This is a genomic window from Acinetobacter silvestris (assembly GCF_002135235.1).
In the GTDB taxonomy this organism is placed as follows: Bacteria; Pseudomonadota; Gammaproteobacteria; order Pseudomonadales; family Moraxellaceae; genus Acinetobacter; species Acinetobacter silvestris.
On record NZ_NEGB01000002.1, the window covers coordinates 167,354 to 191,977 of the forward strand.

Genomic DNA, 24,624 nt, shown 5'->3' on the forward strand with positions numbered 1-24,624 from the left:
GCAACAAAGCCATTTTTATTTCAAACATCCTCCTCGTTCAGTTAAAAAATTTACAACTTCATCCTGCATATTTTCAGCATAAGGTATTATATATTGTTTACCATCTTGATCTTCAACACCAACATAATTAATATATTTTCTGCTAAAACCTTCTAAATTACTCCATCTCACAAAGCGATTACTTGGCAATAATATTATTGAAAAATTTTTTATTTCCCTTTGGAATCCAAGATTATTAAAAATGATTTTATTTTCATCAACCGATAAATCAATTACTACTTTTCTATAGATTTTAATAAACTTATAGAATAAAAATAAAAAACCTGTAACAGCAATACAAAAAGGAATAATATAACGATAGGAAATATTTAAACCTAAAATTTTATGCATATTAATATCTGAAGTTAAGACGGCATTTAATAGAATAAATAAACAAATTAAAAAGAATATCATAATGTATATTTCCCCATACATTGACTTCAAACCATCTTTATTAAAAAAATAAGAATAATTTATTGATTTTAATTTATTTTCTTTCATTTTTTGCTTTATCCATTTTTTCAATTGACTTGTCTGTAATTGTAGTCGCAGCTACTGATGTCGGGTATGTCATTATAAACTGACATGCTGTACCACATCCAAGTGATCCCAATTTTCCTCCTAACACTCCAAAACCTCCAGAAATTATAGCAGATGATAAATTTGCTTTACCTTCGGCTACATACTGTGTTGCATAAGCTCCTGCTGCTCCAGATCCCAATATTAATAATGGATTTTTCGTTACACCTGCAGCTACACCTGTCACAGCACCTCCACCGGTATAAATTGTAAGTTTTTTATAACTAAATTCATTTTTAGGTGTTGTATTTGCATAAGTTAATGCACTCGTACCACCACCTATCACACCACCACCCAATGCAGATAAACCCATTATTTCGGGAGCAGCCACCCCCATACCTAGTGCAGCAGATCCATAAACTAATGCTTTAGTGTATTGTTCACCCTGAAAATCTCTTCCTCTACTTTCTTTTGCAACAGCTTCTTTAATTTGCTTATTATTCCATCCATTTTTATTTCCATATTCAACAATGGACTGAAGACCTTGTCCACGTTCAGTGTTAACAGGAAATGGCAGGCTCATTTCATTATTTTCAGCAGCATTCTGCCCAACCACACCTGCCAGTTGTGCACTAAATGCAGAATCGCCTACAGTTCCGCCCGCTACAGCTCCTATTGCAGTGATCAAATCACGAATCTGCGTTTTCACATCTTCAGGTAATAAATTCGGAATGAACTCACCCTTTTCATTCTGGTAACGTTTATCATCTTTATACTGATTCGTAAAGTATGTAGCTGCTGCTTCACTCGCAACCGCAGCCGAACCACCTGCAGCAAGATTACCACCATTCACATAAGCAAGTGTTGCACCCAATATCGCATGGCTCACCAGTTGTGCGGTGGTGTTCTTGTCTTCTCCATGACCAAATTCTTTTCCTATTTTATAAGCTGCATATGGTGCTAATGTATTAGCTACCACTTGAATATCTGTTTGACCACCCAATGCTCCTGTAATGGCCATAGTGACTGCATTGATCGCACGACTCTTATCTCCACCCATGCCCCAATCTTGATTGGATTGACTTGCTTTGGCATAGTCAGGTGAATATTGGCTTAAATATTCCTCTTGTTTTGCAGGGTCGAGACTTTGATAGTAATTGAGCGCATCACTATTTTGATTGAGTTGTTCAAGTACATTTTGCTTAGCAGTTTGTTTTTCTGCTTCCGCTTTTTTTTGCTGATTCTGACTATATGTTCTTGTCGCAGCAGCAATCGTAGAAGTCGCATCTGCTACCGTTTTTTGCTTATCTAATATCTCTTGCAAATTCGGCAAGATTTCAACTGGTCTATTTGCTGTGGAGGCATCACTATGAATACCCAACGCTTCAACTGTTGTTGATTTACCGCCTATCTTAATATTGCCTTCACTTAAAGTGGCATATGTAGTACTGCTGTCTTTATCTGCTTCATGTTGAGGTAGACTCGGACTAAAACTTGTACTATTACGCCAGTTGTCATTATTGGTTGGGTTAGACGCCTTATCATTTTTAGAACTTGTTCCACCAGCCAAACTCACAGAAGTTGCATTATGAGCACTGTTATTTTCAATATTATTGAATGTTAAACTATTCGCTGTTAGATCATTTTTGTCTTTAACTGCTGTTGAAACAATTGCACCACCCTTCAAATCAACACTATCCGCTTTAACATGATAACCACCATCGCCTGCAAACAAACCTGATTGTTGGTTTACACTACTTGATGAACCTTTTGCATTACTGTTGCTATAGTTACCAGAAGCTTGCCATGCAGTACCTAGGGATACTTGAACGCGTGCACCTACACCAGTCTGTTCTATAGCCTGATTCATTGTATCTTGCGTACTAATAATACTGAGCTTCCCGCCAACATCTGCATCTATACGATTTGCTGTTGCCTGTACACCGTTTAAAGTTGTATCCCCTTTACTTTTTAGGCTCAGTTTGTCTGACTCCAATGTCGTCTGCGTATGGCTATTATTGTCGGTATGGTTACTCCCTTTACCATAACCAGCTTCAGCGTATACATAAACACCAGTTTGTGCACCAACTGAGGCACCTACACCATAACTTACGCCTGCATTGCTGTTCTTTCCATCGATTTTTTGATGACTTTGCCCAGACTCTAAAAGAATATCTTTTGCAGAATCTAAACTAATATTCTCTTTAGCTTTTACCTGAGTATTCTGCAAATGAATATTACCTTCAGTACTGGTTAAATTGACATTGCCACCTGCGTTTAAATTATTCTGCTGTGAAGTTGTATATTGATTACTTTGTTGATTTTGGCTGGTTTTAAAACCAATGCCTGCTTCAGCTTTAGCAAATGAAGCACCTTGAATATCACTATACGTTTGATAGCCTTGTGCTGCCGCTGCCAACCCTTGTAAAGCTTTAGTACGGTCATCCGCTTTACTATTTGTTGCCCCTTCTATTGCATTCACCAAATCAATGAGTGGAGAACTTACGCGGCTAAATACTCCAATTTTTAAGTCTTTTGAAGACTGCTCCGACTTTCCTTTATTTTTATCTTCCAATATTGCAATATCTTTGGCTGTAATATTAATATCTTTTTTTGCAATAATATCAGCAACCTGCTGGGTGTATTGATTGCCTGCCCGAATATTAATGTTACCGCCCAAACTACCAATCTGGCTACGCTGTTGTTCAATACTGTCACTATTTTTCAAACTGCTACTACTCATATAGCCATCAAATCTCTCAGTATCTGAAATTTGTGCACTCCCCCAACCTTTACTCAGTTGAGAGTCATGTTGACTCTGACTGCTTTGTGCCGATTTAATCGTGACATTCCGAGCAGCATTAATAATGTTATCACCCTGTGAAACTACAGAACTGCCAATAATATTAATATCACCTTGTTCTGTTTGCAGAGTAGATTTTCCTCCCACAGAAATTTGTGTTCCTGTAGTTTTAACAACCTGTCCATCACCCTTATTTTTATCATTATAAACACCAATAGGGGCAAGGTGATCGCGGTTATCTATGCTGAATCCGCTACGTTTACTATCCGCCTTCTCTGTATGCGTATTTTGAACAACCCCTAAATTAATATTGTCTTTAGCATGGAGCAAGGCATCACCTTCAGCCGAAATTTTAGCACCTTGACTATTGATGCTACCGTCATTCGCAATGATCTTTACATTGCCTTTTGCTGCAACTTCCGTCACTACAGCTTGGGTGGATAATCTATTTGAAGTTTGTTGTGTTTTCTGACTACCAGCCGTTATGACAACAGGTGTAGCAGCAGCCATAGTTGCTTTACGAGCTGCTTCAGCTCTCGACATAACTTTGCCTACAGTACTGTCAGAGAACTGTCCATTTTCGGCACTTTTATCATAGGCAGATTTGCCTGCAGTTCCAGCAGAATAAGTTACACCCACTGAAAGCCCTGAGTTTTTACTTTGGACTTTGGAATGTTCAGTGCTGACTTGATAACCTGCATTTAAATTAACATTCTGACCAATGATATTCAGATCTTTCCCTGACTGAATAAGTGCAGCCTCCACAGTTAGATTTTTACCTGCAATAATATTCGTATCACCATTTTTACTGCTAATCTGACTTTGCGTTAATATCGATGATTGATTGTCCTGTTGTGCCTTTAAGTTGGATTTACCATATCCCAAACTTGCAACACCATTAGAGAAACTAGAGGTAAATCCAGATTTTTTCGTGCTGTGCTCTGACACATTTAAATATTGGTTCTGTGCCGCCGTAATATTGATATTTTCCTTGGCCTGAATTTGCGTTAATTCATCAGAAACAATATCACTGCCTTGTATCTTAATATTTTTAGCATCAAGAACTACCTCCTTACCATCAATCGTACTGCCAATACTTTCATTCGACATATCCTTTCTATAATTCTTTGTAGTTTTACTGCTCAAGAAGCCTTTTTTCGTTACTTCATCCGCATGTTCAACTGTGCTACGAGCACGTCCCTCTTGAATATCCAATCGCTCTTCAGCACTCAGAGTGGTGCGTCCCTGCTCACTACTGATTTGAGAACCTGTAATGTCAATATTTTTCCCAGTGATAGTTACATCACCTTTTGAAATAATTTGATTACCGACATCTGTTTGTGTTGTACTAAAGTCATAATTTTTCTTATTTTTATAACTATTATTAACTCGCTCCGTTTGCAATGTCTCTAAGTTCACATCCCCCTGAGTTTGCAGGATGGTTGAACCATTCGCATTTAAAATTTCTGCACCTTTCAATGTGGTATTACCACCCACTTTGATATTTAGTGTCATTTTTAAATTATCAGTATCGTCTAAGGTAGTCTGGTTATTACCAACATAGATGCCTGCCTTACGATCTATCTCAGTAAAACCATAAGTACTACGACCTGTTTGCTTATAATTACTGGTCAATGTACTACTTACATTCAAATTTCCGCCAATGTCAAAGGATGCTGCTTCTTTTGCGACAATCTGACCTCCGATATTATTTAAATCATTTTGCGTTTTAATCCCAATACGATTAGCTTCCATTCGCCCAGCCAATTGATTGACATTATTTGCGCTGATTATAAGAGCATCTCGTCCAAAAATCGTCGCTTGATTAAGAACATCACCTTTCATATCCAATTGCACTTGATTCGCACTAATCAAAGTACCATCACCTTTTAAATCACTAGATCTTGCCCGAACATAGACTTGTGGAACTAATGCTTTGGTGGTTGTCCCATCTGCCAACGTAATCGTTTTTTCTTCTAACCACACGATATCACTGGTAAGTTGCGAAATCTGAGCTGCTGTTAAAGCAATTCCGGGACGTAAATTGTAACTTTGAGCAAAGTTTAGACCATTGTTCATCAAAGCTTTGTACTGTTCTTCATCACTACCATAGCCAGATAAAAAACGATGCCCTGTCAACTGCGCAATTTGATCTTGAACCAAGCGCTGCTCATAAAAGCCATCACCTAGACGTTTTTGTTGATTAGCTGGATCTCGACCAAGTACGCCCAGCATATAATCTGATGATAACCAATTTTTATATTGGCTAAATGCTGGATCAGTTTCAACTAAATATTGGGCTTGGCTATCTTTCGTTGTGCTATATAGCGCATTGCTAGGTAAGGTGATTGTCTTTTGCTCTACACTACGGACTTCGTAGTTAGATGCCTCATCCACGCCTGATAAATTCTTTTCTAAACTATCTAACTGTTGCGCTGAATCTACTTTTTTATTTTCAGTTGGCTGGGCTTGTTGTTGCGATCCATTCGGGCCAAGTTCACCAAATTGCTGTGTCTGCTCATTTTCTGATTGTTTAACATTCGTCTGCTGTCCAGCGTCTACCTCAACTTGTTGTTTTTTAGCCTGTTGTTTTTCATATTCAATCGCTTGAGCTTGTTTGGAACCTGTTACATCAACTTGCACACTGTCATTGGTCTTATCTTTAATCTCTGCTGCTGGGATACCAATAACTTTATTTCCACCATGAAGTCCACTTAATGTATACGGTTTTGTTTCATCTGCTGGGGCATAGGCCATCGAGCTCTTTCGACCAGAATCGTAGAACCATTTTTTTGGATTTTTATATTGGATTAATTTATCAGCTAAATATTCTTTATTATCAATATTGGTTCCTTCTACCTTTAATGTACCAGCTGCAAGTATTTGACTCTGATCATTCACGACATGATCAGATTGAATCAACATATCCCCCCCACTCAATATTTGCCCAGGTGTACTGGTTAATACTTCTGGAACATAGGTTTCTTTATTATATTCAAAAATATTATATGTCTGTAAACGTCGTCCATCGCTTAAAACAAGCCAGTCAAACCCATCACCTTTTTCCAATCCAACAATCAAGTCTGTAACATCAACGCCAGGAGCACGATTATCCTCATAACTGTGTACAAATTTGGATGATTCTAAAACTGAGTGTACTGAAAAATTATCATTTAAATTTTGAATTTCTTTTGCACTGAGTCGCATGTTTCCTTGAGACTCAATAGTTGCACTACGATTATTAATCAGTTGTGCCTGACCTTGTGCTTGATAATTACTATCCAGTGAACCTCCAATATTTAATTGCCCCATACTCAATATCCAAGCATTGTCTTTTGAATCACTATTAATCAAACCACCCGCTTGGTTATTTAAAATATTAATCCCTAAATCAATATCTCCACGTGATGCAATGACTGCACCTATACGGTCTTGATTACTTTTGTTATTTAACGTTTGTGCTTGTATGGCAATATGATCACCATAAATTTTAGCACCGTCATTCCAAACAAAATTTGCTTGAAGATGGGTTAATTCTCCATTAATTAAACCTTGATTATGTATGACATCATTGGCAATTAAATGGGTTGCAATGCTACTAATACTCGCCCCAGTTTGATTTGAAATATTCTGTGCATTGACTGTGAGACCTTGGCCTGCACTTAGTGTAGATTGATTGATAAAATCATGTTCGCTATTGATATTAAGCAAACCATTTACACTCAGTTCATCACCTTGTTTATGAATAAAATTTTGTTTTAGTGATATTTCAGCATCAGCGAGGCTAATCATTTTACCTTGGTTAATTAAGTCATTAGCACCTATGGAAAGTCCATTTTTCGCAATTAATTCGCCACCACTATTGTTAATATTTAACGTTTTTTGGCTACCACCAATGGATAATTTTCCTAAACTTGTCACACTACCTTGTTGGTTATTAAAGTTTTGTTGGATTAAAAGTGTTGCATCTTTGCTTGCTCTAATTCCACCTGATTGGTTATTTAACTCACCTGCATCTAATTGAATATTTTGAGCATCTAAACCACCCAAAATCGTATCATCTAAATTTTGTCGATTGTCTATCACTTGTGCTTGGATTGATAAATCTCCACCTGCAACAATATGACTACCTTGCCCACTGTTGTTCAGTTGATCTAAATGGATTTGAATATTTTTTAATGCTTGAATCTGACCTTGGTTATTCAGCAACCCACCTGATTGTTGTTGAGCAATCGTTAAATTACCCTGACTATTTATTTGGCCTTTTTGATTCGATAATTGCTGTGCACTGATATGAACATCATCTGCTGAAGCAAGAATACCGTTATCATTTAACAATTGTTGAACATTCGTTAAATTGAGTTTTCCTTGACTGAGTATTCCACCATCAGCACCAGAATTTTGATTGAGCAAATTATAATGTTGGGTATCGATCGCTAATTCGGTATTCGATTGGATTAAACCCGAATTATTATTGAGCAAACCTGTTTTTAGCAAGATTTGATCTGCTAGAATTTTTCCAGATTCATTATTCAATGTTTGTAATTGGCTATCTAAATTCAATTTTTCTAGTGATGAGATTTGTCCTAGACGATTGTCAACTCCTTGAGCGATAAGGTCTAAACCCTTACCAGAAAACAACTTGCCCTGATGATTATTAAATATACCTTGTACGAATAGGTCTGCTCGCCCCTGTTCAGATTGAATAACGCCTTGATCATTATTTAAATCTGCACTTTTTATCTGAAGATCTTTTTGTGCAGCGATTGTACCTTGCTGATTTTGAATTACTGACTGTGCCAGTAATTGTAATTGATCTTGTGTATAGATTGTTCCAGATTGATTATCTAAGGTGTTTGTTTCAATCTTCGTTTTTAAAATACTTTGTATTTTCCCATTTTGGTTACTAATGTGCTGTGCTTTTAAATTCGCTTCTTTTTCCGCAAATATTTCACCAGATAGATTACTTAATTCATTGTTTACGGATAAGTTTAAAGAACCTTGCTCTGCTCTAATTTTACCTAAATCATTGAGCAATGACTGTGATGTTAAATCAATTTGTTTAGATGCAATGACTCCAGCAGTATTATTTATCTGACCAGTTGCTTCAATCTTGGTATGATTTTCTGCATAAATCATACCAAGACGATTGTCTAATGTAGAGGTGTTCACTTGTAATGTTTGACCTGCTACAGCCTTACCTTCAGCATTATTCCAACGACCACTATTTATTGCTAAATCTTGAGCTGCTGAAATTTCACCTTTGATATTACTTAATTCTTTTACAATATGGAGTTGCATCCCAGATTGCTGTGCAATTAATTTTCCACCATTATTCGACAATGAACTTGCATTTAAATTAAATGCTTGATTAGCAGCGATAATACCATCTTGATTATTAATGTGTTCTGAAGCATTTAGTTCTAATTGATCTTCTGCATAGAGTGTACCAGCAGTATTATCCAATGATTTAACATCTAAATTAGCATGTTGGCCTGCCTGAATTTGTCCATTTTGAGAAGAGACATCTTGTGCAGTGATCGCAACATTTTTTGCTGCTAGAAGAATGCCTGAATTATTGTTTATGTTTTGCTGAGTAATAATATTTAGTTGTTCTTTTTCAGACCGTATTTGCCCCGAAGTGTTGTCTAATGACTGAGCATTAATCAAAATATTGTTATTGGCAGCGATTGTACCTGACTGATTTTCAATCGTGCCCTCTATCTCTAATTTTAATGCTTGATTAGAAAAAACTGTGCCTGAGACATTGTTTAAACTTAGACTTTGAATGTTTAAATCTTGATTAGACAGTAATTTTCCTCGTTGATTGTTTAATGATCCACCGATATTTAAATCAAGTTTTGACTGCTCTGATTGAAGAGCACCATCTGTATTATTTAATGATTGTGCATTCACATATACTGCATGCTTTGCTGCCAAGACACCTTGCTGATTATTGATACCATGTTTTGCTACGATATTAAGTGATTGGTCTGTATACACTGTGCCTTGCATGTTTGTAATATCATTTGCATTGATACCCAATTGCCCATCTGCAAGAAGTTTACCTGAACTATTATTAAGTTGACTAACATTGAGTTGGGCTTGTCCAGCAGCACTAATTACACCTGACGTATTATTCAATGTTTGTGCAACATTGATATTCAATTGCCCATTGGCATCACTTTGAATGAGTTGCCCGTGTTGATGGCTCAATTCCGTTGCAGTTAGATTTATATTTTGTGCAGTGGTGGTCGCATTGTCTAAATTGGCTGTTCCAAGATCAAGTTGCAAATTGCTATTGCTTTGGATTTTACCTTGTTGTCCTTGTAGATTTTGTGCAGTGATCTGTAACTGTTGATCACCTGCATGCAAGATTGCTCCCTCTACAGAATTTAGAGTGTTGGTTTTGATTACTGTACGTTGGGCATTACTGACAATTTGACCTTTATTATTATCAATACGATCTACGATATCCAGAACAAAGTCAGCTTGGCCTGTATGCTGAATTAAGCCTTGATCATTGTTTAAATGCACTGTATTTAAATTAATTTGGCCAGCACTGTATTGACCTTTTTGGTTATTAATATTTTGCGTTGCATGTATGTCTAGCTGTTGATCCGCAATAATTTTAGCATTGGCTGTTGTTAATTGTGCTGTATTAATCTTGATGTTTTTGGCTTGATTTTCACTGTGACTCAGATCTGCAATCTGATCCGCATTAATCTGAATTTCTGCACCTGCAAGCACTTTACCTGCAATTTGCACCTGTTGAGTATTAATATTCAGCCGGGCATCTGCATTGCTGAGCTTGCCATCCAAATCTAAACCAGCAACCCAAACCGCATTTTGATTGCTGACAATATTTTCAGATTGAACCTTGACTTGATTCAGTGCTGCCAATTGACCATGTTGTTGTAATTGATTAACTGTTAAATTAGCCGTATGACCTGCATAGATTTGACCTGTACTCAGCAATTGCTGTGCATTTAATTTTAGATTTTGTGCAGCAATCAAATGACCTGCTGAATCTTCAGCAGTACCATTATCAATCTGATCTACATCGATATTTAAATTTCCAGTTTTAGACTGAATCGTCCCTTGCTGGTTGGTCAGGGTTTTTCCAGTCAGCTGAATATTCTTAGCTGAAATTTCACCTTTGCTGTTATCTAAGATCTTGATGGTCAACTGCGCATCGGCATAGACTGAACCAATCAAACCTTGGCTATTGTTGGTGTTTTCAGAATTAAGCGTTAAAGCATCCGTAGCAAGGATTTGCCCTTGGCTATTATCAATCTGGGTTGAGGTTAAATTGAGTGCCTTCGCACTTTGTAAACGCCCTAGGTTGTTATTTAACTGTTGCGCAGTTAAATCAAAGCTTTCCGTAGCATCAATCAAGCCTTTTTGGTTGTTCACATGCTCTGCGGTGATATTCACCACTTTGGCAGTGAGCTTTCCTTGCTGGTTTTCAAAGTTTAGCCCTTTGAATTGCAGTTCAGGCAGCTGAATTTCCCCAGCATTATTTTTAATACTGTCCAGTACTTGAAGGCTTATATCTTGATTGTTGACGATTGTACCAGCGATATTACTCATCTCTTGAGCAATCTGAATTTTACCTGCTGCAAAGGTTTTTGGGATTGAATCCTGAGGTTCCGCGATTTCAACCGTACTTGAATCTTGTGCTGAAGAATAATCCTGTGGATCCTTTACCGTTGGTGGGGTTGTTGTACCACCGGGTTGCTGTCCATTACCAGAGCCTAGGTTATCTTTCGAAGCTTGCCCAAGCAAACCTTGGCTATTGTCTAAAGCCTTGGCACTTATCTGTAATTGTTGTTGTCCAGTTTGTTCGATCTTACCTTTGTCATTACTCAGGTTTTGTGCAGTAAAATCAAGTCGTCCTGCATTGATCACGCCCCCATTATTATTAATCTTAGCTTGGGCATTCAATTGTAGCTCATCATTCGTGGCGATCAAACCGTTATTCTGAATATCCGTTGCATTAATCTTAATCTGATGTTGGGTACTGCTGATGTTGCCACTATTTTTTACATTTTGCGCTTGAATTGCAATCTGGTCTTTGTTCGCAATCACATTACCTGTATTGCTAAGATCACCATTCACACTCAGTGTCAGTTGGCCTGCTGTGGTATTGATCGAACCCATATTACGAACACCCAGTCCATGTTCAGTCCCGACAAGGAGAATCTTGCCAGCATACATTCCACCCAATTGTCCAACGTCTAAGGCGTAACTAGGCGGAGTTTTTGAATTCGTCTGCCCTGTGGTCGCTGTAACTTGTGGTGAAGTTTGGTCTTTGACCTTAATATCATTTTGACCCAATACCACATCAAGATGATTGGCATACAAGCCGGCATTCACATTTAAAGCACGAGTATAAATATCAGTATATGGCGTTAAACTGCCATTCAGACCTTTCCCCTCAATCGTAATTTGGCCTTCCCGAACACGGAATGATTCCAAATACCCCTGATTCATCTCTACCTGACCGGTGGTTAAGCTAAAGCGATCTGCATTAATCACACCACAGCCATCACAAATCAATCCCGATGGATTAGCAATCACAACTTGCGCTTGTTTCCCTGCAACCTCTAAATAACCTTTCAATTGACTTGGATTGCTGCTATTCACTTCATTCAAAATCACTTTGGCTTCGCCTTTGGCTAACCAAGGATTGCCTTGTACCCATCCACCGATTTGCGTTTGAGTACTATTGCGCGAGTTATTAAGAATGGCGCCTTCTTGCCCTACATCAAATTGAGTATAAGTATTACGGGATACTCCACCTGAACTCGGTGTTTGGATATTGACTTGCGTTAATCCATTACCACTATTTAAGATTGTGGCTTGCTGTGAGTTTGGTGCTGATTTATCTGCTGTAATTTGGCTATTCGCAATACTGGTCAGAGGCAACGTATAAATTGCCGCACCCAAGATACTGATCACCGAAAAATTGAGCGGATTTAATTTTTTATAGGTAATTGATGCTGCATCAATTGTATCTTCTAATTCAAGCGTTCCAACCCCATTGGATTGACCTGCTGTTTTTGTACGGCTTTTAACAATCTCTGCAACAGCAATAAACATCCCACGTGCTTGGCTAAAAATAACTCTATAACGATTCTTATTCATAATAATTTACCTAATTTCTTTATATTTTTTAAAGTGATGTATTCACAATTTATAAATGTAAATATTGTTTTAATACATCCAATTGAGACTAAAACCTGTAGTGACATGATCGGCAACAAAATGCTCTGGTTTTTTTAAGGGAGTCCCTACAAAAACGTCATAGCTTACAGCTTTCAATACCTGACCACGTAAACCCACCACGGCACCAAGTAAACTGGTACCGACCAATGGAAAGGGTTCACGTGCAGTTTTTCCACCGACTTCGCCATAATCAATCCCGGCATACCACATATGCGGTTGATTCATAATTGACCCACTCAGTTCGTTCCGAACCAAGAAACCATTGTCAGCCATTAAGGTTTGTTCTCCATCAAAGCCACGAACGGTATAGCGATTTCCAATTGAAAAACGATCTTGTGCTGTGAGGGGTTTTTTACTGTATTGGGTACGCCATTCGGCTAAATATTGTAAGTTTTGCTGACCAACTTTAAATGGAACTTGTAAACTGGCATTGGCTTGTAAAATACCAACATGGGTATACGCTTCACCAAACTCTTCTTCTGGTGCACGCATGGCATCAAATGCACTCGTACCACGCTTGTATGTGATGTTGCCGCTCATTGTGGCATTCGATAAATATTCGGTATGATCTAAACTGGTTTTCCAACCGGCTGTTTGACGACGCTGGACTTCAACTTCTACATCATTAATATAGTTTTGAGATTTACGATACCAACCACCAACACTGGCGGTTGTTTTACGATGCGCGTCTCGATACAGTACGCGAGATAAATCAGCATTGATCAATTTACTCGCGCCACTATATACATAACTCTGACTGGCACCCGCAACGCTTTGGTTATAATCAGAACGACTATAACTGGTGCTTAATAACCAGTATTTGAATGGAATGCTATAACTTAAGTAATAGCCATCCGTACCACGCTCACCTTGGTCACCACCACCCAAGTCATGGTTATAGCTGCCGTAAAATAAGTCATTTACGGTCAATAAATTGTCTAAAGATAGGGTTGCAGTCCCTTGGTATTTACCAGTGGAATCTGCACCGGCATCATCTAAACCTAAATGAATTCGATAAGGTTTAACTTGTTGCCACGCCAAGACTAAATCACTATAACCCGGTTCAGCTTTTTTGACTGAGGGTTCAATTTTAAAATCGGCTTCTACCGTGGGTACACGTTTAAAGTTTTCTAGACCTTGCTCAACGTCTCTAATATTAAGGATATCTCCTGATTTAACTGGCAAGGCATTGAACTTATGTGCTCTTTTAGAGGTACCTTCAGCAAACTTAATTTGATCAACTCGCCCGGGAATCACACGTAACTCAATGGTTCCAGATGCAATATTTTGCTGTGGGAGAAGCATGCGTGTGGTGACATAACCATGCGCGATAATACTATTTTGTACGAGGTCAAGTGCTTGATTTAAACCTTGAACCCCAATACATCGCCCAATAATATTATGTTCACCTTGCGTAACTGATCTTAATGCAAAGGTAAATTGTCTAGCAGCATCGCCTTGTAGTTTGAATTTTTTAATCTCAAAACAAACCGCTTCACTGTGGGATTTTAAATACTGAAGCTGCGGCTGACTTTGTAATTGTTTTTCTAAGCCCAAATTTACGGCTACTTCTGGCTGTAATTGTTTTTCTAGCGCTTGATCTCGTTGCTGTTGACGTATGATTGCATCGGCTTCTAATTCAGGTCGCTGTTGTAGATCTGCTGCAAAGCTGTTTTTCCCCAATAAAGCGATACATATCGCAATAGTTTTTATTTTAAATTGCATTGTGTTAAATTTGTGATGAAATATACATTTATTATTATCAATTTACTTACTTTTGTAAATATTTTTTATACAGATCTGTCTACCTCTTGTGTTTAAAAGATATATTATTCACCTCGAATAACAAAAAATCACTATCAACCATCTGTTTTATAATAAGCCACTCTCTTATTTAGACGAAAACCATTGATCGTTAAACAATGAGTCTAATGAATAAGACAAAAAAATATCAATTTTTACAAGGAGAATCCTCAGATTCTCCTTCAATTAATTCACGTCCTCACCCATCCTTACCATATGAAAAAGTCGCTGCACTTATTCAGAAGTTAAGACAAAAAAAGGGATTTCCCCTAAAGCATTAGAATTTGCTATTTTAACGGCCTGTCGTTCTGGTGAAATTTTTGGTGCTAAATGGCAAAAAATTGACTTTAAAAATAAAGTTTGGATTATTCCTAAAGAACGGATGAAAGCGGACAAGGAACACCGTGGCCTTTGTCTCAAGAGGCAATTGCGTTACTTGAATCAATTAAACCATATACTCAACTACAAGATTTCATTTTTCCTGCGCTTCGTAGTGGTGGCATGCTTTCTGATATGTCATTAACTACTTTGATTAAGCGGATGCATGAGCAAAAGTTTAAAGAGAATGACTTAGGCTATGTTGACGTAAAACAAAATCGTGTGATTACAACACATGGTTTTAGATCAAATTTCCGTGACTGGTCAGCGGACAAAACAGATTACCCTCGTGAGGTCTGTGAACATGTGCTTGCCCATAAATTCCCTGATGAAGTTGAAGCTGCATACTTACGTGGGGCTTATCTTGCAAAACGTAAAGGCTTAATGACTGATTGGGCTAACTTTTGCAATATCTAATAAATAGCATATATCCAATGCTTCTGCCATTTAAGGCAGAAGCAACGATCTACTTATTAACAATCAAAAATATATATAAAATGAACTTACATAAAATAATTTAAAGGCTCAATCTAGTGCAGTTCCTTTATTTATAAAGTTGGTTTAATATTCCACCTTTATATAAATTACACATACTTGATTTTTGATCGAACTCAATTAAGACTTCATTATTTAAATAATACACAATATCTTGACATCTAATATCTTTAATTTTATAAACTTCATTATCCTTCTTAAATAGTTCAAGATCATTGATAACTATATTTTTTTGCACAGTTTCAAAAAAATAATCTGTTTCATCATGCCAAAAAAAACAGTACATTAAAAAACTATCAATATTCTCATAATATGAATTTCCAGATTTCTCTTGAAAAGCATATACGAAAATTTCCCCCGTATTATTGTCAATACATAAAAATTCATCATTAAAATCATGCCCAAAATACGTAGTATTTAAAGGAAGTTTTTCTTCATCATTAATCTCATCGAATGGAAATTGAGCTGAATAATACTGCTCAAATCTTTCGAAAGTGCAATCAGCAAACATACTTGTCAGCAAGGAACTACTATTTCCATAATTGATAAAAAAATCTCTATGTTCATTACGTAATTCAATATTGATGTGTGCTGAATTAACAGGATACTTCCACTTGGGAGATTCTATGCAGCCGACTTGTAAAAGTCCTCTGCCACTTGATTCGGTGTCTTAAAATTCAATCTTTTCTGAATTCTCTGCTGATTATAAAATAGCTCTATGTATTTTGTAATATCTGCTTTAGCTTCATCTCTTGTTTTATAACTATGCTGGTGAACCAATTCATTCTTGAGTATGCCCCAAAAGCTCTCAATCGGTGCATTGTCGAAACAGTCTCTTTTTTTACTCATCGAACCCTGAAATCCATATTTTTCAAGCATATTACGATATTCATGAGTGCAATATTGACTCCCCCTATCAGAGTGAACAATTAATCCTTGCGGTGGTTGGTGATTACCAATAGCCATACTGAGTGCATTGCAAACCAGCTGTGTGGTCATTCGTTCATTTAAACTATAACCAACGACTTGTTTAGTACAAAGGTCTTTTAAAGCAGCCAGATACAGCCATCCTTCGCCTGTCCACACATACGTAATGTCACTTACCCATACCAGATTCGGGGATTGCATCGAGAATTTTTGTTCTAACAAATTTTCGTAGACGGATCGATTGTGATCAATATTCGTTGTTCTTTTAAAAAGGCTTATGACGTTTACAATACAACTGATGGTATTTTTTAATACACCGAACTGCATACTGACTTATTTTGATACCTTGTGACTGTAAATGCTTGGTTACCTAAAGCATTTCAATAACAGTTCCTCGTAGCCTCAGCGATAATAAACAAAAAAGTCCGTCACCCATCAATGAATCAATTACAGATCAAAATAACCTCAATAAAAACAAGATCAAGAATCAAGTGTGCAGTACAGTTTAATTCAATATCTAGCGGAAGCTGTGTCTTTAAACATTTAGCTAGTTCAATAACCATACTTTTGATTTTTGCCTCGCCCATGTGAAGTAGCTCTTATAATTATCCATAGAAGGATAAATGAAAATTAAGTACTTACACTAAATTTAAAACCACCCCCTAAAAATTCAGCACAAATACTCAAGATAGTCAGCCCATTTTTGCAACCATTCAGCACACTCATTTTCATAAGTGTGTAAATTATAAGTTCCTTCAATCCCTTTTTTTGAATGTCCTAATACTGCTTCTCCTACATCTGTCGGGCATCCCAACCTAGATAGGCCCGTTCTCACCGTTCTTCTTAAATCATGAGGATTCCAATCTTCCATATCTTTCGGCCATAACTGTCGAGGTTGAAAATTACAATTTTTGATCCTATCCTCACCTTTTAAAATCCATTTTGTTTCTGTTAATGTTTTTTGTGCAATTGGTTTCCCAGTACGAAATGAAGGAAATAAATAAGAACTATTAATACTTGGTAGCTCTTTTAAGTGCTTTATACATTGTATTGAAAGCTGTACATATCGCTCACTACCATTTTTAGTTCCTTTTAAGTGCCATGTTGCTTTTTCTAAATCAATATCTTTCCACTCCGCTGCACAGATTTCACCTGTACGACAACCTGTCCAAAGAGTAATAAGTAAAATACTTTTATGATGCTTAGAAAACCCTGATTCAGGAAGCCAAAAAAGTACATGTTTTAATTCCGAATCCGAAAGTATACGAGTGCGCTTAGTAGAGGTAAGCTTTATCTTAGTTTGCTTTAAACTTGATTTAGCGAGCAACGCTGGATTAGCAAAACTATCAGAAAAATAATCTAAACCAATTGCATAATCATAAGCTGCTATTAGCTCAGATAAAACCCTGCCTGCTTGTACTTGCGCTCCACGATCAACAATACCTTTAATAAATTCTACAATCTCTTTCCTAATAACACTATCTGCTTGTCGAAGACCCAAGACAGCAACCACATCGACATAAAGTGTCCGCCTTGTTTCAATTTGTCCTTTTAGCTTACGCGAACCTTCAATCTTTTTTTTTGCACCTGTCCGCTGATCAATTACAACCCTATCTTCAATCACCTCTGTTAAATATAAATCAACTATATCTTTGACAGTTAATGACTTTATTACAATTGTCGACTCTTGCTTTTTTTGTTTATTTACAATTTTCTCTTCTTTTCGTTCAGTTGCAGGACATATTCCCTGTGATCTTAAGAATTTTAAACGTTGAAGTTCTATACGTGCTTCCGCTAATGACATATTGGGATAATTACCCAAAGTAATTTTCTTAAGAGAATTATCTACAGGGCTTCTATATCTATAAACAAAACTTTTCAGACCTGTTTTACCACAGACAACACGCAAACCAATATATTCAGCAATATCACTTTTATCTGGATCGCCAATTTTCATCTTATCTATTGCACGAGCTGAAAGTGCAACTTTCTTTTTGCTGTTTATTTCCTCATTCATATTAGGATTCCTTTTTGTTAATCAGTCTCAATTTGTTAAGATAGCAACCGAGAAGAATCAACTCGATCTCACACACTGTTGATAAAATTCTAACATAAAAAAGGTATACTAAAAGGTATACTTTTTCTCTAGATTAAATCAGATTTACACAGAAGCTATTAGAATTGGTTAGACAGCCAAGCTTTCAAATTAATTTTATTTATTATTTAAATTTAAGGATTTAACATACATGAATAGCACAGAAACAATGGCTGACCTATCTACACTCACCCCTATGATGCAGCAGTATTTAACGATAAAAATGCAACATCCGCATTCGTTAATGTTCTATCGAATGGGTGATTTTTATGAGCTATTTTTTGATGATGCACATAAGGCTGCAAAACTATTAGGAATTACCCTGACCCATCGTGGAAAAGCCAATGGTGAACCTATTCCAATGGCTGGCGTTCCCTACCATGCAGCTGAAGGATATTTAGCTCGATTGGTTAAAAAGGGCGAAACGGTGGTCATCTGTGAGCAAGTCGGCGAAGTGACTGGAAAAGCACCTGTAGAACGTGCCGTAGTCCGTATTATTACCCCAGGAACACTAACGGATGATGCCTTACTTACAGCACAACAAAGCTCAAACTTAGTTGCCCTCTGCTTTCAACAAAATCAAATTGGTATTGCACTTTTAGATTTAAGTGCTGGTATATTCAAAGTTCAACAACAAGACTTTAAATCTGAAAATTTACCCATTGAATTAGCTCGTTTAATGCCAAGCGAGATTTTGGTTGATGAGGATATTGTCGATCCGAATATCATTGAGCATATTAAAAAACAAATTGATTGCCCAATTACCAAACGTCCAAATGTTGATTTTAATCTCAATAATGCACAAAAAACGCTATGTGATCAGTTTGCAGTGTCTACCCTTTCAGGTTTTGGTATCGATCATTTACCCTTGGCTAAAGCCGCAGCAGCGGCATTAATTCATTATGCCAAAGAAACCCAAAAAACAGCTTTACCACATATTCGTTCCATCAAACTAGAACAAAGTAGTGATTTTATTGCACTCGATCCTGTCACACGTCGTAATTTAGAAATTATTGATCCATTGTTTGATCATGGTACTTCATTATTTACCTTGCTGAATGACTGCCAAACTGCGATGGGTGGACGTTTACTCAGTCGAACCCTCATGCAACCCATTCGTGATACTGCCATTCTCGATATTCGTTTAGATGCCATTGATACCTTACTCAAAGGCTACCATGAATCGCCTATTCGTTTAGTCCTTAAAGATATTAGTGATATTGAACGTGTGCTCAGTCGTGTCGCATTAGGCAGTGCGCGCCCGCGTGACATTGTCCAGCTACGTCAAGCCTGTGCACAAATTCCTTTTTTACGACACGCCATCCAACCCATTCTGAATGCACAACAATCTCAACTCATTACTCAATTGAATGAAGAATTGGGAGATTTTAATGGCTTACATCAGCGTTTGATGTCTGCGATTGTTGAACACCCCCCCATGTTACTACGCGATGGTAATGTAATTGCTGAAGGTTTTGATGCTGAATTAGATGAATTACGCAAAATTCGAGATCATGCGGGTCAATTCCTGATTGATCTTGAAATTCAAGAACGTGAACGTACTGGAATTAATACCCTTAAAATCGGCTATAACCGTGTTAGTGGTTATTATTTGGAATTAACACGTGCTCAAGCTGAACAGGCACCTGAGCATTATATTCGTCGTCAGACCTTAAAAAATGCAGAACGCTATATCACGCCTGAACTAAAATCATTTGAAGATAAAGTACTTTCGAGTGAATCACGCGCACTTGCTCGTGAAAAAATGCTATTTGAAATGTTACTTGAAGAATTACGTGCAGATATCGCTAATTTACAAATGATGAGCAGTGCAATCGCGCAAATTGATTTACTAACTAATTTCGCGCATCAAGCCCGTTTAAAAAATTGGTCACGTCCCGAATATAGCCCTGAAATTGGCATTCAGATTACTGCTGGTCGACATCCAGTGGTTGAAGCCTTAATTAAAACCCCATATACCCCAAATGATACTCAGCTTGATTTTAATCATCGTATGGCGATTATTACTGGGCCAAATATGGGGGGTAAATCAACCTTTATGCGTCAAACTGCATTAATTAGTTTATTGGCATATTGTGGCAGTTTTATTCCGGCAAAATCGGCCAAACTCGGCCCTATTGATCGTATTTTCACGCGTATTGGTTCAGCTGATGATTTGTCGTCAGGAAAATCAACTTTTATGGTTGAAATGACTGAAACATCTCAAATTTTGCATCATGCCACCAATCAGTCTTTAGTCCTCATGGATGAAGTCGGTCGAGGAACCAGTACTTATGATGGTTTATCGTTAGCTTGGGCATGTGTCATCGACTTAACCAAACGTATTAAGTGTTTGTGTTTATTTGCAACCCATTATTTTGAATTGACTGAACTAGGTAAAGAAACTGCGATTGATAACCATCATGTTACGGCAAAAGAACTCAATGGTAATTTAATTTTATTACATAAAGTGCAATCAGGACCCGCTAGCCAAAGTCATGGCTTACAAGTAGCGAAACTTGCCGGTATTCCCGCTGGTGTGATTAAAGAAGCTCAAAAACGCTTAAAAATTCTAGAAAAACAACAACAGCAACAATTACAATCTGTAGTACAAAATGATTTATTTGCCGAAGTCAGCCTTGAATCTGAAATTACCACAACTGTCATTGAAATCGAAAAATCATCTGCAGTGCTAGATGCTTTAGCTGAACTAGATATCGATGATTTAACCCCACGTGATGCGTTAGCAAAACTTTATGCTTTAAAAGAACAGTTAAACCAAGAATTAGTTTAAATATATTTTAAGCTCATCCATGTTCTCTTATAAAAACTCTCCTATAAATGGGGAGTTTTTTAAGTTTTGAGTGTAAAATAAGCAGGTTATTCAGTTTTTATAAAATTAGTAGCTCAACGTATAACAAATATCAATAAAAGCAATTGTTACTTGGTACTGTTTTTGCCTAAAATAGACCATTATTCATTACAACCATATTTTTAGGTAGCAGACGCCATGACCTTCGTTGTCACTGAAAATTGTATTAAGTGTAAATATCAAGACTGCGTAGAAGTATGCCCAGTAGACTGCTTTTATGAAGGTCCAAACTTTCTCGTCATCAACCCAGATGAATGTATTGACTGTGCGCTGTGTGAACCAGAGTGTCCTGCAAATGCAATTTTCTCAGAAGATGAATTACCAGAAGGTCAGGAAGTCTTTATCGAACTTAATACTGAACTTTCTCAAAAATGGCCTAACATTACACAAATTGGTGACCAACCTGCTGATCGTGAAGAATGGAATGGTAAGCCAGATAAGTTAAAGCTTTTAGAAAAATAAGATTTAAAAGATCAGCATATGCTGATCTTTTTCATTGTTCACACCCAAATCGTACATTTGTTTGCAAATTATGCAAAATGTATCTTCAAAAATAGACTAGAATAATTCGTTATTTAAATTCAGCATAGATTTAAAATGAAAGATATTTTGAAGGGCTTGCTCTCTGTCAGTGCAATTTCATTATTGATGATCGGATGTACCTCTCCCCCTCAAAAAGGTCAAACCATCTCAACCCCGAATGGTCATCGTATTTTTATTCCACAAGAAAAAATTACCTTTGAACGAGCAATTCCAGTCAAAGTTATGCCTGCATCTTATCGCAATTGGTTAGTGACTAGTGATCATCAATCCAATGCTCGCGACTATGAACGTTTTTTAGAACAAAATAATGTCGGGAATATTATTCCGAGTTTCGAATTATTCAAAACGGCTCGTGATTGGCAAAAATGTGGTAAGTCTGAGTATATGATTCCAAATCGTGAAATTTGGCACAATCAAATTGCAACCCTCAAGGTTTTTAAATATTTAGTCGCATCAAAAGTTTTAACTGATTTTGAAGTCACGTCCGTTTATCGTGATTTACCGCTGAACCAATGTGCGGGAGGCGCTGGCTCTTCTCGTCATTTATTTAATTCGGCTATCGATTTTCGTATTGGGCCTGTAAATCCTCAAGCCGAAGATTACGCATTTATTGAAAATACTAAATTTAAACTGTGTCAATTTTGGGCGCAGTATGGCCAAAGTTTAAATATGGGCTTAGGCCTGTATGCTTCTGGTCAAATTCATATTGATACTCAAGGCTATCGCACTTGGGGTGCAGATTTATCACGCAATAGTTCAATGTGCAATTTCTAAAATGCAAAGCTATTCAAGAGATCTTAGGATCTCTTTTTTAATTCCCACTCGAAAAGCAGAATAAATTTAACTAAAATGAGTTCTAGAATTGCACTCTAAACTGAAAAGTTTACAATGCATCTATCGCAACTCAGGTGACATTAGTCAGGTAAATCATATGCAACAACAGTGGTCAGATATCGATACTTATATCGAATCTTATTTAACACCAGTAGACCCTATTCTCACACAAACATTAAAGAATACCGATGATAAAGGGTTTCCTGACCATTTAGCTGTTGCACCGAATCAAGGCATGTTATTACAAATGCTGATTCAAATGAATAAATGTAAGCGTGTACTGGAACTCGGAACATTTGCAGCTTACAGTACCCTATGGCTTGCACGTGCCTTACCTGAAGATGGCTATATTTTAACGATTGAAGGTCGAGATACGCATGCAGCATTAGGACAAGAAAATATTGATAATGCGAAACTGCCTCAAACCATTGAGCTAAAAGTCGGTCGAGCAGCCGATATTTTAAAAGCCCTACCTGAAGATTTTGAACCATTCGATTTTATTTTTATTGATGCAGATAAGCAAAGTTATCCTGAATATTTAGAACTTAGTCTAAATTTTTCTCACTCTGGCAGTATCATTGTTCTAGACAATGTCATTCGTGGAGGAGATATCCTCGATCCTAAAAATCAAAAACCGAGTATCGAAGGTATTCGAAAAATGTATCAACTTATGCAAAATCATCCGCGTCTTTTATCCAGTACTGCCTTACAGACTGTCGGTAGTAAAGGACATGATGGTTTTGCGATTGCGATTGTGAAATAGCCCGTTCAGAATTAAGATTTTTAGCCTCTATCTTTATAGGGGCTTTTTCATGGCTCTTTTCTATCATTGGTTTATTGTTCTTCCACTCATTTTAAAAATTAAAATCAAAAGCATTTGAATAGAGTTATCCCCTAAACCTGTTTGTATGATTGTGGATAACTCCATTATTACCAACTAATATCATGAAATTTAACTATTTTTCTAAAAAGATTACAAATTAATCATCCATTTCCAAATTAACAAAAAAGGTACTTGTATTGAAAAAAGCAAGATTCTTTTAAATATTTTATACATTTTTTTAAGCAAAAGCCCACTAAAAAATAACAAGCCTAACTATTAAATTTTCAATCTTTAATTGACTATTTTACCACCAACAATGGAACAGTCGCATGGCGAAAAATGCTTGTTGTAACACTACCCAAGAAGAATTGGTGAATTTTACTATGACTAAATGCACCTAAAACAATCAATTGGATTTCATGCTGATTTTGGTAATCTAAAATATTTTCTGCAACATCACCATAACGATATTCAACCACCACATCTAATCCAGCATTTCTTAACAATTGCGCTGGTTGATTTAAAATTTCTGGATATTCTCCAACATAAACCAAATGGCATTGTAAAAGTCTGAGTAAATCACTTTTAGCCACTCGCTCTAACATTGCCTTACAATTTGGAGAATCATCATAAGCAAAAATAAAACGTGAAGGTGGCTTAAAGTTTTCCCCTACAGTAAGCACCGTGCATTTAGCACCACGAATAAAATTTTCAACATTACTACCTATATGCTTATTTTTTTCAGCAGATCGCGCACCTTGACGACCGATGATAGCAATATCATTTTCTCGTAAAATATTAAAACTTTGTTCTAAAAAATCGCCCTTTTCTTGAATCTGACTGGGTGTAATTCCATATTTATTTTGAATATCTTCAGAAATATGCTTGAGCAAATTATTGCTATATTCCAAAGCCAATTCGCTTTGTTTTTGTTCTAATTCAGCAAGTTCTTTAAGTAACATGGCATTACTTTCAAAACCAATAACCCCACTAATTTCACCTAAATGGTAACTCGCAGGATAATAATCCAGTACTTGCAAGAGTACTAATTCTCTCTGCGTTTTTTTTGCGATCCATGCGGCTGCTTCAGCCAATGCATTTACACAAGGTGACGAATCAATACAAGCCATTACTCGGTTCATTGTTGCCTCGCTTAGGCAGTTTCGCCTTAGTTGCATTCTTGTTTTAACTTAGCATAAGTTTTTTATAGATTAAGCGACTTTTATGTATAAAATCTCAAAAAAAAATAAAGAAATTGTAAA

At 36.8% G+C, this 24,624-nt stretch carries 10 protein-coding genes and 2 pseudogenes; 5 read left to right on the forward strand and 7 right to left on the reverse strand.

The features are described 5' to 3' along the window. Positions 1-15 precede the first annotated feature (15 nt). The 3 genes from B9T28_RS04185 to B9T28_RS04195 form a co-directional block, all read right to left on the reverse strand. On the reverse strand, positions 16-540 hold the full coding sequence (locus B9T28_RS04185) for a hypothetical protein (RefSeq protein WP_086202702.1): 525 nt from the start codon (positions 538-540) through the stop codon (positions 16-18). Continuing rightward, positions 527-12,511, reverse strand: coding sequence for a hemagglutinin repeat-containing protein (locus tag B9T28_RS04190; protein WP_086202703.1), 11,985 nt, complete (start codon positions 12,509-12,511; stop codon positions 527-529). Before B9T28_RS04190 ends, B9T28_RS04185 begins: the two co-directional genes overlap by 14 nt. 69 nt (positions 12,512-12,580) lie before the next feature. Then, positions 12,581-14,317: a ShlB/FhaC/HecB family hemolysin secretion/activation protein gene (locus tag B9T28_RS04195; RefSeq protein ID WP_086202704.1), complete on the reverse strand. Its 1,737-nt coding sequence runs from the start codon at positions 14,315-14,317 to the stop codon at positions 12,581-12,583. 269 nt (positions 14,318-14,586) lie between these two features. Here B9T28_RS04195 and B9T28_RS04200 point away from each other — a divergent pair. After that, positions 14,587-15,190: pseudogene (locus B9T28_RS04200) on the forward strand (tyrosine-type recombinase/integrase); the annotation flags it as partial. A 127-nt stretch (positions 15,191-15,317) separates the two neighbouring features. On the opposite strand, the gene B9T28_RS04205 reads toward B9T28_RS04200, so the two are convergent. The 3 genes and pseudogenes from B9T28_RS04205 to B9T28_RS04215 all read right to left on the reverse strand — a co-directional run bounded on the left by B9T28_RS04205 (position 15,318) and on the right by B9T28_RS04215 (position 18,212). Further along, positions 15,318-15,779: a hypothetical protein gene (locus B9T28_RS04205; RefSeq protein WP_086202705.1), complete on the reverse strand. Its 462-nt coding sequence runs from the start codon at positions 15,777-15,779 to the stop codon at positions 15,318-15,320. A gap of 113 nt (positions 15,780-15,892) precedes the next feature. Next, positions 15,893-16,565: pseudogene (locus B9T28_RS04210) on the reverse strand (IS3 family transposase); the annotation flags it as partial. A 300-nt stretch (positions 16,566-16,865) separates the two neighbouring features. Beyond that, the gene (locus tag B9T28_RS04215; protein ID WP_086202706.1) at positions 16,866-18,212 is read right to left on the reverse strand and encodes a tyrosine-type recombinase/integrase; all 1,347 of its coding nucleotides are present in this window, start codon (positions 18,210-18,212) and stop codon (positions 16,866-16,868) included. Positions 18,213-18,441: 229 nt separating this feature from the next. Here B9T28_RS04215 and mutS point away from each other — a divergent pair, with 229 nt between their 5' ends. From mutS to B9T28_RS04235, 4 genes are all read left to right on the forward strand, one after another. Next, on the forward strand, positions 18,442-21,084 hold the full coding sequence (gene mutS, locus B9T28_RS04220) for a DNA mismatch repair protein MutS (protein WP_086202707.1): 2,643 nt from the start codon (positions 18,442-18,444) through the stop codon (positions 21,082-21,084). A 216-nt stretch (positions 21,085-21,300) separates the two neighbouring features. After that, complete coding sequence (gene fdxA / locus B9T28_RS04225; protein WP_086202708.1) at positions 21,301-21,624, forward strand: ferredoxin FdxA; 324 nt, start codon at positions 21,301-21,303, stop codon at positions 21,622-21,624. A 135-nt stretch (positions 21,625-21,759) separates the two neighbouring features. After that, positions 21,760-22,479, forward strand: a complete 720-nt coding sequence (locus B9T28_RS04230) for a D-Ala-D-Ala carboxypeptidase family metallohydrolase (RefSeq protein WP_086202709.1) — start codon at positions 21,760-21,762, stop codon at positions 22,477-22,479. A 157-nt stretch (positions 22,480-22,636) separates the two neighbouring features. After that, positions 22,637-23,302, forward strand: coding sequence for an O-methyltransferase (locus B9T28_RS04235; protein WP_086202710.1), 666 nt, complete (start codon positions 22,637-22,639; stop codon positions 23,300-23,302). A 359-nt stretch (positions 23,303-23,661) separates the two neighbouring features. Here the strand turns inward: B9T28_RS04235 and B9T28_RS04240 are convergent, their stop codons facing one another. After that, positions 23,662-24,504: a universal stress protein gene (locus B9T28_RS04240; RefSeq protein ID WP_086202711.1), complete on the reverse strand. Its 843-nt coding sequence runs from the start codon at positions 24,502-24,504 to the stop codon at positions 23,662-23,664. Positions 24,505-24,624 lie beyond the last annotated feature (120 nt).

Bases quoted from the DNA above. Each gene is read 5' to 3' on its own strand.
- B9T28_RS04185 (WP_086202702.1), bottom strand. From the start codon at position 540: ATGAAAGAAAATAAATTAAAATCAATAAATTATTCTTATTTTTTTAAT.
- B9T28_RS04190 (WP_086202703.1), bottom strand. From the start codon at position 12,511: ATGAATAAGAATCGTTATAGAGTTATTTTTAGCCAAGCACGTGGGATG.
- B9T28_RS04195 (WP_086202704.1), bottom strand. From the start codon at position 14,317: ATGCAATTTAAAATAAAAACTATTGCGATATGTATCGCTTTATTGGGG.
- B9T28_RS04205 (WP_086202705.1), bottom strand. From the start codon at position 15,779: ATGTTTGCTGATTGCACTTTCGAAAGATTTGAGCAGTATTATTCAGCT.
- B9T28_RS04215 (WP_086202706.1), bottom strand. From the start codon at position 18,212: ATGAATGAGGAAATAAACAGCAAAAAGAAAGTTGCACTTTCAGCTCGT.
- mutS (WP_086202707.1), top strand. From the start codon at position 18,442: ATGAATAGCACAGAAACAATGGCTGACCTATCTACACTCACCCCTATG.
- fdxA (WP_086202708.1), top strand. From the start codon at position 21,301: ATGACCTTCGTTGTCACTGAAAATTGTATTAAGTGTAAATATCAAGAC.
- B9T28_RS04230 (WP_086202709.1), top strand. From the start codon at position 21,760: ATGAAAGATATTTTGAAGGGCTTGCTCTCTGTCAGTGCAATTTCATTA.
- B9T28_RS04235 (WP_086202710.1), top strand. From the start codon at position 22,637: ATGCAACAACAGTGGTCAGATATCGATACTTATATCGAATCTTATTTA.
- B9T28_RS04240 (WP_086202711.1), bottom strand. From the start codon at position 24,504: ATGAACCGAGTAATGGCTTGTATTGATTCGTCACCTTGTGTAAATGCA.